This window comes from Klebsiella spallanzanii (genome assembly GCF_902158555.1).
GTDB classification, from domain to species: domain Bacteria; phylum Pseudomonadota; class Gammaproteobacteria; order Enterobacterales; family Enterobacteriaceae; genus Klebsiella; species Klebsiella spallanzanii.
Genome location: NZ_CABGGS010000034.1, coordinates 364,465 through 380,078 on the forward strand (window position 1 = coordinate 364,465; position 15,614 = coordinate 380,078).

Consider the following 15,614-nt stretch of genomic DNA (forward strand, 5'->3'; position numbering starts at 1 on the left):
TGATTTAATCCACAAGATCCCGTTTTTCCACCAGCAGCACGTGTTGCGTCGCCATGACGCACTCATTACGTTGATTAACAACCTCGAGCTTTTCCGTCACAAAGCCATATTTTGTATTACGTGGGTGATCGCGTTTGTCGCTAATAGAAATATTGACCCGAATGGTATCGCCAATAAAAACCGGGTGCGGGAAACGTAACTTTTCATAGCCATAGGTCATGGCTTTAGAATTAATAACGCCAGCCGTCATTCCTACGGCAACGGCAAACGTTAAGGTGCCATGAGCAATACGCTGACCAAAAGGTTGAGTTTTACACCACTCGGCATCCATGTGATGAGGATAAAAATCCCCGGTCTGTCCGGCATGAATAACAATATCGCTTTCAGTAATAGTACGCCCCGTAGTTGTCCGGCATTCAGACAGAGAGAAATCTTCGAAATATTTATCGATAAACATAATTCTTACCTCGACAGGCGGTTACTCCAGGTGATAAACCTCTTCCATTGATGCCCACAGCTCCCCCTCTTTCCTGCTTTCAAGAGGCGTCAGGCAAGGGATGCACTCATCCCACCAGCGCTGAGTAACGGGGTCTGCGGCCATCTTCGCCATATCCTTTTGATAATCATCGCCGTGATATTCGTAATAGCTAAATAGCCAGCCATCTTTAAAATAAATTGAGTAGTTAGAGATATTGCAGGCTTTAATCATAGCGTTCACTTCCGGCCACGGATTAGCATGCAGCTGCGCATAATAAGCATATTTATCAGGTTTGACCTGAATGACGCCACCGAACCGCTGGATAGTTTTCATATTAACCCTCATAAATTCATTAGATAATGGCGCTTTGCTTCAGCACCTCACGAACTTTAATTCTCCGCTCTTCAGTTAATGGGCCGGTTGGGCGCAACGAATTAACCGGCACATCAAGCCCGATAAGCTGCAAGGCATATTTGATGACATTATAAAAAGGCACATCCAGGCCGTAGAGCGGCGGGATCCAGGAGAGCCGCTGCTGCAACGCGACCGCTTCACTCAGCTCACCGTTACGCCAGTGCTGATAAATGCCGCAGGTGAGTTCCGGAGCAAAGTTAGCACTGGCGGGGATCGCGCCGTCACCACCTAAAATTAATGTACCGAACAGATATTCATCATATCCGGAGAACACAGCAAAATCCGGGCGCAGCGGTTTCACCGCATGAATCACTTCGCGAATATGATTTAACGTGTCAACCGTATCTTTCAGACCCACGATATTCGGGCATTCCAGCGCCAGACGCTGAATACAGGAAACAGGGATCGACTGGCCGGTCAGCGCCGGGAAGTTATACAGAACGATCGGCACCGGCAGCTGTTCAGCGATATAGCGGAAATGCTCGAACAGATATTCGTCTGCCAGCGGGTTGTACCACGGGTTGATCACCACTACGCCGTCCGTACCCGCCTCCAGTGCCAGGCGACCAAACTCGATGGTCGCCTGGGTGCCGGGACAAGAGATGCCAACCAGCACGGGCTTACGTCCCGCAACATATTCAATACAGAACCGCATCACCTCCAGGCGCAGGCTATCCGACATATGGGCGAATTCGCCCGCACTGCCGAGAAAAAAGAGTCCATCCACATCGCTGGCAAGTAGATGGTCAATCAGTCGCGACATCGCCGGACGATCCAACTGCTCGTTTTCATCAAACAACGTAGGTACCGGGGGAATAATGCCGCTAAATTTCGTACTCATGTGTTACTCCTGATGTTCTAAAAGATATCGGTTAAAGACGCATGCGCGTCATGCTTCCCTTAACCGATAGAGTTCGTGTGCATTGTGGTTAAAAAAATTCTCTTGCCAGGCCCGGCCCTGCCCCTTGGTAATGTGCACAAGCGTATCGACCCACGGGATCAGTCCAGTATTCAGTAAGCAGACCGGGAAATTACTGGCAAAAACGATCCTGTCGGCGGAAAAGATCTCCAGACACTGCTCAATGGCCGGACGCACCAGATTGATATCGCCATCAGCGGGAATATTGACCCCAGAGACTTTGCACCAGACGTGTGGCTGCTCCGCCAGCGCCTGCAAACGTTGTCGCCAGTTCGCCGCGTAGGTCGCCTCTTCCATCAGCCGGACGCTATCAACATTGCCCATATGATTTAACACCAACGTCGTTGACGTCCGCTCAGCCAGCGCCACCGCATCCGCCAGTTCTTCATTACGCAGACATACTTCAAAACAGAGTCCCGCGTTGCCCAGCGCATTGACATTATCGATAAAGTCAGAGGTCAGGCAGGCTCCGGGCGGCTGGCTGGCAACGTGCAGTACATGACGTACGCCTTTCACCGCCGGGTGCCAGGCGTCGGTCTCCAGCCAGCGCGCTACCACCCCGGGCTGCTGCAGGTCGAGCGAGACAATGCCGCCTTCGACAAAATTCGTCGGGTCTGCGCATAACTCGCGTAAAAAGAGGCTTTCTGCCTCGCGCTGCTCGGGCGCAACGTCAACTTCAACGTATAGCGCGCGATCGATGCACCACGTATCCTGATCGACCAGCCCGCGATAATCTTGCCAGCTAACATCATGATTCAGCGCCGGTACCGCACTAAGCCACGGTAGACGAAAGCGCGACAGATCCCAAAGATGAAGATGGGTATCGGTAATGTGCAACATGCCGGACCTCCCGTAATTATCAGTATTTCACCGCGGTCGCGCCGCTGGCGGTTGACTGGTAGCAGGCTTCAACGACGCACATGGTTTTCCACGCATCGTTAATGTCGTTAAGCCAGACATAATCCGGGTTTTCAAGCTTGCACTGTAGGCCAGCCATCGGGCCAATAAAAGCATCCGGGAACCAGGTTCCTTCAACAGGCAAGGTTCGCCATCCTTTACCATCATCAAGAATAAATTCGAATTTATCGTCAGCGCCCTGCGGGTAGTTCAAAATAACCCCGATCTGAATTTTAATCGCACCTTTAGTCCCTTCTATTTTAAAGAAACACTCCTGTTTATCCGGTGCATAATCGTGGCCGTGATTAGTATGAATATTGGCGCGAATAACATCGCCGTAGTCCATAATGATCGACGAGCGAGTTTGCGCCAGCTCCATCATTTTAGGATGTTTCATGGTTTTACAATAAACGGATTGCGGGTCGCCAAGGAAGAAACAAATCGCATCTATATAATGAATACTATGATAATTGACCTCCATGCGCTCCTTTTCAAATAAAAACTTCCAGAGGTTCCATGGCGTCTGGCAAATAACGCGCATTTCAACATCATGAATATCGCCAAGCAAACCTTCATCAATCATTTTTTTCGCTGCAATCATAAAAGGTGCGCGACGCAGCTGGAAATTAATGCCGGCGGTAATATCTTTCTCATGACAACAATCAAGAATTGCTTTTGCCTGTTCAATGGATTCCCCCATCGGTTTTTGAATCAATGCACCGACGTGGCAAGGTATTTTTTGCAGGATAGGCAAAATCTCAGAGGCTGGTACAGCGATATCAAATACGCAGCCCTCAGATTGCGCCAGCGCGATCAGTTCATCAATCGTCTGGCAGGCGTGAGGAATGTCCCACTGCCCGGCCACGTTTTGCGCTTTTTGATAATCACGGTCATACAGACCGAGAACCTGAAACCCGGCCTTACGATAAGCAGGTAAGTGCGAGTCAGTGACGATTCCACCCGCGCCAATAATGACCACCGGTTTACTGTGTTGCGGCATGTTCAGTTGCGTTGTCATTTCTTTATCCTCTGTTTTAAGCTAATCCGTTGGCATATCCGACAATAACGACGGAGAGAACCAAAATCACATTACCCAGCAGCATAACTTTTTTCGGTTTTTCATAGCCTTGCCACTCCCCCGTTTTGAGACCCCAGGCGTTGGAAATAATCAGCGCTCCCGACAGGAACGCTATCCAGCCGATGACCGGACCCAGGTCGCCCAGCAGCGCAGTTGACTTGGCATATAATCCTAGCGCAGCGAACCAAATCCCTCCGGTTAACAACGCCTTAAACCATGCAAAGGAGGAACCCGGTCGGGCAAAATCACTGAAAGTGTTATTTTTTCTCAATACCCACAGCGCATAGCCGATATTGGATATGAAGCCGCCGGATGCAAAAACGATCACATAGGCGATCAGGCTGGCGCTGACCGGATTAATACCATCTTCCACCGCCAGCGCGCTGGCCCGACTGGCGTAGGTATAGCCAACGTTCATCGCCGCGGTGCCAAACCCGGAAGCCAGCGCCATGAGCAGACCGCTGACAAACTTGTCATTTTTTACCCGCGATTCATCCTGTTTTGATTCTTTATCTTTAAGAATACCGGCTTTAGTAATCACCCCGACACCAATAAGCATCACTGCCATTCCGGCCAGCAGCCAGCTTAATGAATTTGCCGGCGGAATTTTATTAAGGATAAAGAGTGGAATTAATGAACCGAGAGAACATCCAACCCCGGTATTAATCCCGACGGTTAGCGACATACCGATATTATCAATACCTTTGCCATACCAGATGGCGCTTATACCCCACAAAAAACCGCAGGCGGCGGCGATAGCTAAAATCCAGCCGGGCGTCATCAGGATATACTTTAAAAATCCGGGCACTTCAATCCACGTCCAGACAATCGGAATAATTAATATTCCGATAATGGAAAATATCACCCAAAAGGCTTCCCAGGAAAATGGTCGATAGTTTTTCATACCAAGACCAAAGCTTCCCTGGAACATACAAGCGATCATCAAGACAAAAAATCCCGCCAGCATAGAGCTTCTCCTGTTAATTAGATTATGTACTCAAGAATCATCCTTACTCAGTTGTTCATATATGTGAACTTATGACCACAAATAGAAACTAATCGAAAACTAATCCTCGTTTTTTTTATGGTCAACAGAAAAAACAGATCAATCATTATTTTTCAAAGTCGATCACAATTTCACCTAATCTGACTACAAAAGTATCAGTAGCTGTGACTCAATGGTAGTGCGGTAGTACCAATTTTATGTGAAGTTCATTGCAAAAAGGAGTTCTTATGGTGACGTTGAGGGGCATTACCTGGGGTCATAGTCGCGGATTTACATCCGTAGTGGCCACCGCGCAGCGGTTTAGCGAGCTAAATCCTGATATCGAAATTGTGTGGGAAAAGCGTTCATTGCAGGCCTTCGCGGATGGCGATTTGGATGAACTGGCGCGACGTTACGATCTGCTGGTTATTGATCATCCGTGGGCAGGATTCGTCGCGGAGAAAGCGATCCTTTTGCCCCTGCAGGACCATTTACCAAAAGCGTATCTTGACGATCAGGCGGCGAATTCGGTGGGCGGCTCTCATGAAAGCTATCTTTTCAACGGCTTTCAGAGCGCGCTGGCGATTGATGCGGCAACGCCTGTCGCTGTCTATCGCCCGGACCATCTGCAACAGGGTCGATTCTCCCTACCAGAAACCTGGCAAGATCTGCTCGCCCTCGCCCGTTCCGGTAAGGTCATTTATGCCGGGATCCCAATCAACTTGTTAATGGACTTCCTGATGCTTTGCGCCACCCGCGGCGGCACCTGGTTTAACGAGGAGAGCATCGCTAGCCGCGAAACCGGTATTGAAGCGCTTGAAGCGCTGCGCGAACTGGCCAGCTACTGTTCGAAAGAGATTTTTGACTACGATCCTATCGCCGTTCATGAACAGCTTTCGACCCGCGATAACTGGAACTACTGCCCCTTCGCCTACGGCTATTCAAACTATTCCCGCGCCGGATATGCCCGTTACCTGCTGAAAGCAACTGACGTTGTCTCCTGGCATGGCGAACCGCTGAAAACCGTTCTCGGCGGAACCGGTCTGGCCATTTCCGCAAAATGCCAGCATAGAGAAGCGGCCCTCGCCTACGCCAGCTATACCGCTTCGCCGGAGGTGCAGAAGACGCTGTTCTTTGATAACGGCGGCCAACCGGGTCATCGCGGGGCCTGGCTTGATGACGAAGTGAACCGCCGCAGCCTGGATTTTTTCACCGACACCCTTCCTTGTCTCGACCGCTCGGCTAAGCGTCCACGCTACAGCGGTTTTTTGAACTTTCAGGACCATGCCGGCGATCTGGTACGGGAATATGTGATGAATGGCGGTAACAGCAGCGCCGTTTTTGCCAGCATGAACGCGCTTTATCAAAAATCACGCGGCTTAATGGAGTAACTATGCTTCCTTTAACAGGTTTAGTGGTACTGGATTTCAGCCAGTTTCTGGCCGGGCCTTCCGCTGCGCTGCGTCTGGCGGATATGGGGGCCAGGGTCATCAAAGTGGAACGTCCTCGGGGCGGGGACGCCAGCAGAAACCTGAGTCTTAACAATCAATGGATCAATAATGACAGCCTGCTTTTTCATACCATCAATCGCGGTAAAGAGAGCTTCACGGCCAATCTGAAGGCGCCCCAGGAACTGGCGCAGGTTAAGCAACTTATCGCCCAGGCCGATATTCTTATCGAAAATTTTCGCCCCGGCGTGATGGACAAAATTGGCCTCGGTTATGAAGAAGCCAGGCGGCTTAATCCACGGCTGGTCTATGCCTCCGTCACCGGGTACGGTACCGAGGGACCCTGGGTTAAAAAGCCCGGTCAGGATCTGCTGGTGCAAGCCATGTCGGGCCTCACCTGGCTCAACGGTAACAAGGATCAGCCGCCGACGCCGTTTGCGCTGTCGGTTGCCGATTCACTCGCCGGAGCGCATCTGGTGGAGGGGATCCTCGCCTGCCTGATCCGTCGCGGTAAAACCCGGCTCGGCGGACGGGTTCAAGTCAGCCTGATGGAGTCGCTGCTCAGCATGCAGTTTGAAGTTCTGACCACCTGGCTTAACGATGGTCACCAGGCCCCCTGCCGTAGCGCGGACAATAATGCTCATGCTTACCTCGCCGCGCCTTACGGTATTTATGCAACCCGGAAAGGCTATATCGCGCTCGCCATGGGATCGGTGGTTGAGCTTGGCAAAATTTTGGGTTCTCCAGCCCTCGCCGAATATCGCGAACCGGGCGAATGGTTCTGCCGTCGGGATGAGATCAAGCAGGTGATTGCCGGGATTCTGGCCACCGAAACCGCCTCCTTTTGGCTGAAAAAGCTTGAAGAAGCCGGTTACTGGTGCGCCGAGGTGAGCGACTGGTCAACCTTGATGACAAGCGAGGGATTCCGCGCACTGGACATGGTTCAAAATGTTCAGGTCGATGACGGAAAAACAATAGTGATGCTGAAATCGCCGCTGCGTTTCAACGGCGAGCGAACATCTTCCTCCGGCCCTGCGCCAGCATTAGGTGCCAATACGGCGCAGATTCAGGCCAACTTTCACTTAGTGGAGGCTGATTGATGAAACCACTAACGGGCATTAATGTGCTGGATTTCAGCCAGTTTCTTTCTGGCCCTTCGGCGGCGCTTCGGCTCGCCGACTTAGGGGCTAACGTAACGAAAATTGAGAATCCTGACGGCGGCGATATCTGTCGTAAGCTCTATATTTCAGAGCTGCAAATTGATGGTGATAGCTCGCTGTTTCACGCGATTAATCGCAATAAAAAAAGCATCACCGTGGATCTCAAAGACGAGGAGCAAAAAAAAGGCCTGCGCCCGCTGATCGAACAGGCGGACGTAGTTATCTTTAATTACCGTCCCGGCGTCTCGCAGCGCCTCGGTCTGGACTATGCATCGCTGCGGGAAATCAATCCCGGTCTGATTTACGGTGAAATCTCCGGCTACGGCGACAGCGGTCCCTGGGTTTCACGTCCGGGCCAGGATTTACTGGTACAGGCGCTTTCAGGGCTGTGCTGGCTCAACGGTAATCAGGATCAGCCCCCGCTTCCCTTCGGTCTTTCCGTCTGCGATATTTTCGCCGGAGAGTATCTGGTTCAGGGGCTTATGGCCGGGCTGGTACAGCGGGCCAGCAGCGGTAGCGGATGTCTGGTCCAGGTGAGCCTGTTGGATACCATTCTCGACCTGCAGTTTGAAGTTTTAACCACTTGGCTGAACGACGGTCAACAGCCGCCGGTCAGAAGCGCGGTCAATAATGCCAACGCCTATATTTCCGCGCCCTACGGTATTTATCCCACCGCCGATGGTTTTATCGCGCTGGCAATGGCGCCTATTCCTCTTCTGGGAAACCTGCTGGGATGCCCGCCGCTGCTTGAGTTTAACGAACCAAAAGAGTGGTTCAACCGTCGGGATGAGATCAAACGAGTTCTGCTGGAGCACTTGCGGCATAAGAAAAGTGAGGAGTGGTTAAGCATTCTGGAGGCAGAGGATATCTGGTGTGCGCAGGTAATGGACTGGCAGCAGTTAATTTCCAGCGAAGGCTTTCAGTCGCTGAAGATGCTGCAGGAAGTTCGGTTGAACAGTGGCAAAACGCTGCAAACCACTCGCTGTCCGATAAAAATCGACGGTGAGATCTTCACAAGTGCCGTTGGCGCGCCGCCGCTTGGCGCGCACAATCAGGGATGATGCTGCAACACCCTGCGGTCTTCCCCGGGGGCGGCGCAAGCGCCTTGCCCGGGCTACGGGACCGCAGATTTCTGAAAGCTGGTAGCCCGGACAGATGCGCAGCATCGCCTCCGGGATGGTTCGGCAATATTCTGAAACTGTCGCTATTGCGCCAGTATCCGGCACTCTTTCATCACCGCCAGTACATCATCAAGCACCAGCGACTCCCATTCGTAGGCCAAAGTGGTCACGCTAAACGCCGCGACCATTTTTCCTGCGCCAGAATAAACAGGAAGAGCAATGCAGGCCGCGCGTTCATTGGCCTCGCGTTGCTCAATGGCGTAGCCCTGCTGACGCACTTCACCTAATTCGGCAAGCAAAACCGGCAACGTCCCAATTGAATCGACCGTCATTTTCTCCAGCGGCGTGTCGCCATAAAGCTGCGTAATCTCCTCATCGCTGTATTGGCTCAGCAGCACTTTACCGACGGCGGTACAGTGCGCCGGAAGATGATTGCCAATATGCCGCATTAATGAGAGATCGTCCTGAGCGAGCGCTTTTGCCAGGTAAACTACCTGCCTGCCGTCCAGAATCGCCGCGTGGCTGGTTTTTCCCAACCGTTTGCTCAGAAATGCGGTCAGCAGCCGCAAATCGCGGACCAGATCGGTGCTTTCAATACAGTTAGCGGCGATTTTTATCAGCGCCAGACCCGCGTGATACAAGCGGGTATCCGGCATATACAGCAGGTAGTCGTTATCGAGAAATTCCTGAATCAGGCTATGGGCGGAACTTCTGGGAATATCAAGACTGGTTTGCAAGTCGGTGAAGCTTAGCCCCTCACGATGACTGGCAATCAGTTCCAGCAGGCGGAAAGCCCTCTCAGCAGATTTAACCCTGGCCATATTATTTATCTTTATTATCCGCAATACGATCGTAGAATTTGCGCGAAGACTGGTAGAAAGACTTCAGATTTTTACGCAGTTGGACCTTATCCCGCTGGATAAAAGCCTCATGAATACTCAATCTGAGCTTAAAACTGTGCGCCATCGCGCCATCGGCATTAAGCAATTTGCGCGAAAAATCCTTACGCAGCATCACGATGGTCTGCATCAGTTTGTCATAAATCTGATTGCCGCATAGACGGCCCATCAACAGGTCATATTCATCAAGAAGCTGGTGATAGGCCTCCGGCTGACCGTCCTGGCTAATCAGCTCCGCCATCTGGTCAATTAATGCCTGAAAGCGTATATGATCGTTATGGCTTACCACATTAATCGCGGTGAGATAGACCTCTTCTTCTATTAGCTTTCTTGCAGCATAGATCTCATCAAGATTGTGAATCTCTTTATGGAAGATCCAGGTCATCGTCTCTTCGGGAAGCTGCGGTTTGTTTTCGCAGACATAGCTACCATCACCGGGTTTTATCTCGATAAGTCCAATCAGCGATAGCGCGCGTAGCGCTTCACGCACCCGACTGCGCGTGACGTTGAACATCTCCCCCATTGCTCGTTCGTTCGGCAGGCGCTGACCCGGCTTGAGCTTTCCGGAGGTGATTTGCGAAGCAATCTGCTCCATAATCTGCTCGGTCAGCGTAGTTTTCTTAAGTGCTGTCACATCCATGATATTTCCCATATACGGACAAGATTCATATCTATGAATTTACGGAAGCCAACTCCGTTGTGCAACACTTTGATGTTCACTATATCGGCAAGATCGCAGAAGCGATTAGCGAGCGTTTGAAAACGATATAAAGAGGAGTCTGCAAAAAGCAGAGACTGCAGCGCACAGTTGCGGGGTAATTAATCTGGCGTAAATTTATCAATCATCGAAGATGCGTGTAAATAATTCGACAATGCCAACAGCGCATGAAATGAGTTAAAACCAAACTTGTCAATTAACTTTCTTTTATAACTACTATACGCCTTCGGCGTAATGCCAAGTAGTTCCGGATAGTCTTTTGCCAGCACGTTAAACTTCATTATAAAAATATACTGAAATTCTCTTTCCGTTAAGCAGATATCCTCACCTACGGGAATACCATCGGTGACTCTGGAAATTATGTTGGCGATATGCGCAGTGCGTCTTTTGTTTATCAAGCAAATGATATTATCCTCAACTTTGAAACAGACAAAATTCTTTTTCATTTCAAAGCTATTGATTAGAAAATGGAACTGCGCATCACTTCCAGATGCATACTTCGTCAGGCACAAGTCGACCAGATTTGCCTGCCTGACAGCTTTTAAGTCATTTATTTTCAGCCGCATGGCTTTTTTAAAAAAATGATTAGGGCTGAAAATAGTCAACATTTCTTTCCCTCACGAAAGTTCAATAATCCTTTACAGAAATGCGTATAATACGCGTTATGGGGTATACCCATAAGTGAAGTGGGTGAATTATAAATTTGTTTAATATTTATTGTCCACACGGCCGATTTTCAGAATAATCCCGTGACAACTCAAGCCATACTATTTTATGCCAGCCCCGTATGACGTGATAAAACCGCCAGTTCCACCAGGATTTTTCTTATTGTCCAGTAATAAAATTGAAAAAATCAGCACAAAACCCTGAGAACACAATGATTTTTGAGAAATAAAGTTGAAAAACTAAATTTATCAACATATAACCCCATCGACGTATTCTTTATATCCGGGAGATTTAAATTTTCAATATTTCTTATGAATGCTTGTTTAACATCCGTTTAGATAGAATAGGGTGACGCCGCTTGCCTGTACGTCTCTGTGAAGTAAAAACGCCAGGCGATGACCCGGCGTTGGGAGGTTTACGAACGGTTCCTGGCTAACAGAATAATAATAAACAATCCTCCTATTCCTGCCGTGATGATCCCAATCGGCAGCTCCTGCGGGGCCAGCAGCGTCCTGCTGACAATATCGCCGCCGCACAAAAGCACCGCTCCCCACAGGCCGCATAAAGGAAGCAGCAGCAGATGCTTAACGCCGGAAAAATAGCGGCACATATGCGGCACCATCAGCCCGATAAAACCAATCACCCCGGTTAACGCGACCAGAAGTGAAGTCGCCAGCGCACAGCAGAAAAAAACTTCCATTCGCAGACGGCTGACGTTAATGCCCAACGACTGCGCCGTCTGCTCACCGGCCAGTAAGCCATCCAGCGAGCGCCAGCGTAACAGGATAAAACCGCAGAGAAACAGCAGACTAAATGCGGCATAGGGCAAATTATCCCAACGCGCCAGACCAAGTCCCCCCAGAGACCAGAACAGCACCGAGCTGGCGGCCCGCTGGTCGCCGGAGAAAATCAGATAGCTGGTGAGCGCGCCAAATAAAAACGAAATCGCCAGCCCGCAGATCACTAAATGTTCGGCACCGCGCTGCTTTTTAAAATGGAACAGCAGCATCACCGCTACCGCCGAGCAGATACCGCCAACGAAGGCCGATACCGGCAGCGTCAGCGCGCCAAGCCGCTCACCGAACCGGGTGATCACCAGCACGGCTCCCGCCGATGCGCCGGAGGAAAGCCCGAATAAAAAAGGATCGGCCAGATCGTTGCGCGTGGTCGTCTGCAACAGCCCTCCCACCATGGCCAGAACGGCCCCTGCCAGCACCGAGAGCAACGTTCTCGGCACTCGCAGGTCGATGACGATACGACCGACCATCTCTGTAACCGGCACATCAAGGATCCGTAAGGCCCCCAGAACCTGCGCCAACGATAACGGCACGCTGCCCTTAGCAACGCTGAGCAGCATTAATCCGGCTAATACTGGCAGAGCGCCCCACATTGCCCAGTAATAGCGATATTGAGTACCACTCATTGGTTCGCCGCTGGATACATCGCATGAGCCAGTTTTTCGGCCGCTTTGATATTCGCCGGACCCGGCGTCAATTCAGCATATTGCAGCTTCAGATAGCGATGATTCTTCACCGCCGGAGTCTGCTTCATTAACGGATGATTTTCGAGGAAGCGACGCAGCGAATCCGCCCCGCTGCCGGTCTGATAATCGAGAAGAATAATAAACTCGGGCTCCGCTGTGGCGACACTCTCCCAGGAGGTTGTTCCCCAACTGATATCCAGCCCGTCCATCACGTTTTTCCCCCCCGCTGCTTCGATAATAGCGGTCGGCATAGCGTATCGCCCGCTGGTGAAGGGCTTGTCTTCGCCAGAATCATAGACAAACACCTTTAATGGCTGAGCGCCTTGCGGCGGCTTAGGCAGCGCATCGAGCGTTTTTTTCCAGCCATCGACCAGCGCCTGCGCTTCCTGCTGCTTGCCGAAAATCTTGCCCAGCGTCAGTTCATCGTGATACAGCAGGTCCATGCTCGCTTTGCGTTTATTATCAGAGGTAAACACGCAGCTCTCGCTCAACACAAACGTCTTGATGCCATATTTATCAAGCACCGAAGGGGTGACCTCTCCGCCAACTTTCATCCCATAATTCCAGCCCGCAAAAAAGAAATCGGGATTTGCCGCCAGCAGCGTTTCCAGCGAGGGGTATTTAGGCGCCAGCTCGGGAATTGAGCCCATCTGTTGTTTAAATTCCGGGGTCATTTTATACCAGCCGGTAATACCGGTTAGCCCAACAATACGGTCCTGCAATCCGAGAGCAAAGGCCATTTCAGACATATTAAGATCGTGTATGACCGCCCGTTTCGGCGCCTGTGTAAACGTCACCGGCGTCCCGCAGCTCTCAATCGTGACGGGATAATCAGCCGCGTTTGCTACTGAAACGGATAGCACAGCCATCATCCCTGCAAACCATTTATTCATGACTTTTTTTTCCTCAATAATTTATTACGCATAGCCCGGAACCTCAAAAATCCGCAGCGCCTTCCCGGTCTCAGGATGCGGTACGGTAAAGCTGGTCAATCCAAAAACGGGATAAAGCCGTTGTGAAACCAGCACGCGCTCCGGCACATCCCACACCACGGCGCGCCCCTGCGATAAAAGCAAAACGCGGTCGGCAAAGGATTCAATCAGCGAAAGATCGTGCAATACCGCAACCACCGTGATTCCCTGGCTTTTCACTAACGAAAGCAGTTCCACCCGCCCTGGCGGATCAAGATGGTTGGTTGGTTCATCCAGCAACACCAGTTTTGGCGACTGGGCCAGTACCCGCGCCAGCGCCGCCCGCTGTCTCTCCCCGCCCGATAACGCGGATAGCGAACGCTTGCGCAGTTTTAGCAATCCCGTATCGTTAATGGCGCGGGTCACGATGGCTTCGTGTTCACGACGCGACATATCCCGGGCATGAGGAATGCGTCCTAGCGCGACATAATCTTCAAGCGCCAGCCGCAAATCGGGAGCGTCATTCTGCGCGAGCACCGCAATCTGCTGGGCCCGCTGCTGCCGGGTCAAGGTCGCAATGGAACGACCAAATATCCGAATGTCGCCATCCCGCAATGTGAGTTCCTGATCAATCGCACGTAATAAAGATGTTTTACCACTGCCATTCGGCCCAATGACCGCCAGACACTCCCCTTTAGCGGCATTAAAATGAATCCCGGAGAGAAGTTCCCCGCCGCCGGGTCGCGGCAATGATTCGATATTGACGCTGAGCACCGGGTCAACGGCCGTACCACAATTTGTCAAACTCTCCTCCATTAGCAGGCGAACTTTTTTCATCTTTCACTACCCAGAAAAGATGATAATCATTATCATTTAAAAAGAAAGGTGAATAGTCACATATTTTATAATGATTTTTTAATTATGTTATAACATAACATTTAATCTGTTATATGTACAATGCATCGCTTAGAGGCTTCTCCCACCCAGAGGCGACAATACAGAATGCAAAGTGATAAATTGAATAAAAACGAGTAGTTAAGCTAAGAGGCCACGTGAGCAGGAAAAAGAAGAACCCAGGTAAAAGCAGGATGCGGCGTTTAGCTAACAATACCACCCAGCAGCAGCGGCACCCTGCACTCCGGTTTATAAACAGTACTGACTTTCTTGGAAAATTTGCGGTGGGAATTATTCTCTACGGTATAATTATTTATAATTTCAATGAGATAATTCAGCACTGGTGGATTAATGCCCTGTTGTGGCTCTCCATGTTTCTCTGGCCATTTGCTAAACGGATGGCCGACGATCTCTTGCTTTCAATCGTGTCTGAGCGCGTGTTTGAAGTCATTAATGGTGGTGGCATAGGTAGATTCGGTGCCCTCTATTGGTTTGTACTGGCCCCCCTGACGCTACCGCTCGCGATAGGCTATTTTTTCTATCACAGTTGTAAATGGAAGAAAGCCCTGGCAAATGAGCGCGCGGGCTCCGCGCTAAAGTAGCGAAGAGGCTTCGCTTCCAGGCCCTGGACCTATTGAAGCCCGCCATCGCCAGCCATTTTCAGCACCATAAACACGCTCGTTTTGCCAACTCCCTCACAAAATTATCCGTCTGAAAATTCTGTCCATATGGTCGGGATTCTTGCCTATCACGCCTTTTCTGCCACCTCCTTACAGTAAGCCCATGTCATTCACATCGTAACGTATGTTTTTTCAGCCAACAGGAGTAGTGGTACATGATCGATTTTAATGATCCCCGCCAGGTCGCGAAGGCCATCCAGTTCACCAACGTCAACCCGGACCTGACGCGCGAAGGGCTTATTCAGCATCTGAACATCTGCATGGAGTATCAGTTCGATGCGGCGATGATCGCACCGTGCTGGGTTTCCGTCGCCAAAGACGTATTGAAAGGAACCGGTATTCGCGTCGCCACCACCGTGAACTTCCCTCAGGCCAACGATACGACGGCCATGAAAGTCGCCGTGGTGAGAGAACTGGCCAAAGAAGGTGCAGATGAGTTTGATTTCCCACCGAACCCAGGCTTTTTACTCGGCGGAATGGATGATCTCTATTTCAATGAACTGAAGGAAGTCACCCACATCGCCCACGACCTGGGAATGAAAGTGAAGGCAATGCTGGAGTTTGGTTTTATCACCGAAGAGGCGATGAAAATCAAAGCCACTCGCTACGCCTATGAAGCAGGTATTGATTGGGTGAAACAATCCAGCGGCTGGGGCAAAGGCGGCTGCGCGGCAACGGTAGAAGACGTTCAACTTCTCAAAGCCAATATCCAGGCCCCTTGCCGGGTCAAAGTATCCGGTAAAGTGAACACTCTGGAGAAGATGAAAGAGATGTTCGTTGCAGGCGCAGAGCTGGTTGGCACCAGCTCAGGACCCGAGCTGGTGAAAGGTCTGGTCGGCGACATCAACGCCTATTAACCGAAC

The 15,614-nt window shown here is 50.8% G+C and carries 17 protein-coding genes; 5 read left to right on the forward strand and 12 right to left on the reverse strand.

Going from position 1 to position 15,614, the window contains the following annotated elements:
* Positions 1–4: 4 nt before the first annotated feature.
* The 6 genes from FN082_RS19690 to FN082_RS19715 are packed head-to-tail and all read right to left on the reverse strand — an operon-like array spanning position 5 to position 4,753.
* Entirely contained in the window at positions 5–457 is a 453-nt protein-coding gene (locus tag FN082_RS19690; RefSeq protein WP_142982203.1) for a MaoC/PaaZ C-terminal domain-containing protein, read from the reverse strand.
* Positions 458–478: 21 nt separating this feature from the next.
* On the reverse strand, positions 479–811 hold the full coding sequence (locus tag FN082_RS19695; RefSeq protein ID WP_200780541.1) for an L-rhamnose mutarotase: 333 nt from the start codon (positions 809–811) through the stop codon (positions 479–481).
* A gap of 19 nt (positions 812–830) precedes the next feature.
* Positions 831–1,733, reverse strand: a complete 903-nt coding sequence (locus FN082_RS19700) for a dihydrodipicolinate synthase family protein (protein ID WP_139539856.1) — start codon at positions 1,731–1,733, stop codon at positions 831–833.
* A 48-nt stretch (positions 1,734–1,781) separates the two neighbouring features.
* Positions 1,782–2,651, reverse strand: coding sequence for an amidohydrolase family protein (locus FN082_RS19705; RefSeq protein WP_142982204.1), 870 nt, complete (start codon positions 2,649–2,651; stop codon positions 1,782–1,784).
* Positions 2,652–2,670: 19 nt separating this feature from the next.
* The gene (locus FN082_RS19710) at positions 2,671–3,726 is read right to left on the reverse strand and encodes a Gfo/Idh/MocA family protein (RefSeq protein ID WP_142982205.1); all 1,056 of its coding nucleotides are present in this window, start codon (positions 3,724–3,726) and stop codon (positions 2,671–2,673) included.
* 16 nt (positions 3,727–3,742) lie between these two features.
* On the reverse strand, positions 3,743–4,753 hold the full coding sequence (locus tag FN082_RS19715) for an L-rhamnose/proton symporter RhaT (protein WP_142462407.1): 1,011 nt from the start codon (positions 4,751–4,753) through the stop codon (positions 3,743–3,745).
* A gap of 266 nt (positions 4,754–5,019) precedes the next feature.
* On the opposite strand from FN082_RS19715, the gene FN082_RS19720 reads away from it, so the two are divergent.
* Genes FN082_RS19720 through FN082_RS19730 form a run of 3 tightly spaced genes read left to right on the forward strand, consistent with a single transcriptional unit; the run spans position 5,020 to position 8,440 of the window.
* Positions 5,020–6,162, forward strand: coding sequence for an extracellular solute-binding protein (locus tag FN082_RS19720; RefSeq protein ID WP_139539860.1), 1,143 nt, complete (start codon positions 5,020–5,022; stop codon positions 6,160–6,162).
* A gap of 2 nt (positions 6,163–6,164) precedes the next feature.
* A complete protein-coding gene (locus FN082_RS19725; protein WP_142982206.1) occupies positions 6,165–7,319 on the forward strand; it encodes a CaiB/BaiF CoA transferase family protein in 1,155 nt (384 codons plus the stop codon).
* A complete protein-coding gene (locus tag FN082_RS19730) occupies positions 7,319–8,440 on the forward strand; it encodes a CaiB/BaiF CoA transferase family protein (protein ID WP_142462409.1) in 1,122 nt (373 codons plus the stop codon). The genes FN082_RS19725 and FN082_RS19730 overlap by 1 nt, the downstream gene beginning before the upstream one ends.
* Before the next feature lie 143 nt (positions 8,441–8,583).
* On the opposite strand, the gene FN082_RS19735 is transcribed toward FN082_RS19730, so the two are convergent.
* From FN082_RS19735 to FN082_RS19760, 6 genes are all read right to left on the reverse strand, one after another.
* Entirely contained in the window at positions 8,584–9,321 is a 738-nt protein-coding gene (locus tag FN082_RS19735; RefSeq protein ID WP_142462410.1) for an IclR family transcriptional regulator, read from the reverse strand.
* A 1-nt stretch (position 9,322) separates the two neighbouring features.
* Positions 9,323–10,039 carry a FadR/GntR family transcriptional regulator gene (locus FN082_RS19740; RefSeq protein ID WP_180349617.1) on the reverse strand — a complete coding sequence of 239 codons (717 nt, stop codon included), beginning with the start codon at positions 10,037–10,039 and terminating at the stop codon, positions 9,323–9,325.
* Positions 10,040–10,218: 179 nt separating this feature from the next.
* Positions 10,219–10,725, reverse strand: coding sequence for a hypothetical protein (locus FN082_RS19745; protein WP_142982207.1), 507 nt, complete (start codon positions 10,723–10,725; stop codon positions 10,219–10,221).
* A 473-nt stretch (positions 10,726–11,198) separates the two neighbouring features.
* Entirely contained in the window at positions 11,199–12,206 is a 1,008-nt protein-coding gene (locus FN082_RS19750; protein WP_139539866.1) for a FecCD family ABC transporter permease, read from the reverse strand.
* Complete coding sequence (locus tag FN082_RS19755) at positions 12,203–13,159, reverse strand: ABC transporter substrate-binding protein (RefSeq protein WP_139539867.1); 957 nt, start codon at positions 13,157–13,159, stop codon at positions 12,203–12,205. The genes FN082_RS19750 and FN082_RS19755 overlap by 4 nt, the downstream gene beginning before the upstream one ends.
* Positions 13,160–13,183: 24 nt before the next feature.
* Positions 13,184–13,993 (reverse strand): ABC transporter ATP-binding protein, encoded by an 810-nt coding sequence (locus tag FN082_RS19760; protein WP_139540102.1) that lies wholly within the window; start codon positions 13,991–13,993, stop codon positions 13,184–13,186.
* Between the two features lie 272 nt (positions 13,994–14,265).
* On the opposite strand from FN082_RS19760, the gene FN082_RS19765 reads away from it, so the two are divergent.
* Positions 14,266–14,673, forward strand: coding sequence for a hypothetical protein (locus FN082_RS19765; RefSeq protein ID WP_139539868.1), 408 nt, complete (start codon positions 14,266–14,268; stop codon positions 14,671–14,673).
* 233 nt (positions 14,674–14,906) lie between these two features.
* A complete protein-coding gene (gene deoC, locus FN082_RS19770; RefSeq protein WP_139539869.1) occupies positions 14,907–15,608 on the forward strand; it encodes a deoxyribose-phosphate aldolase in 702 nt (233 codons plus the stop codon).
* Positions 15,609–15,614 lie beyond the last annotated feature (6 nt).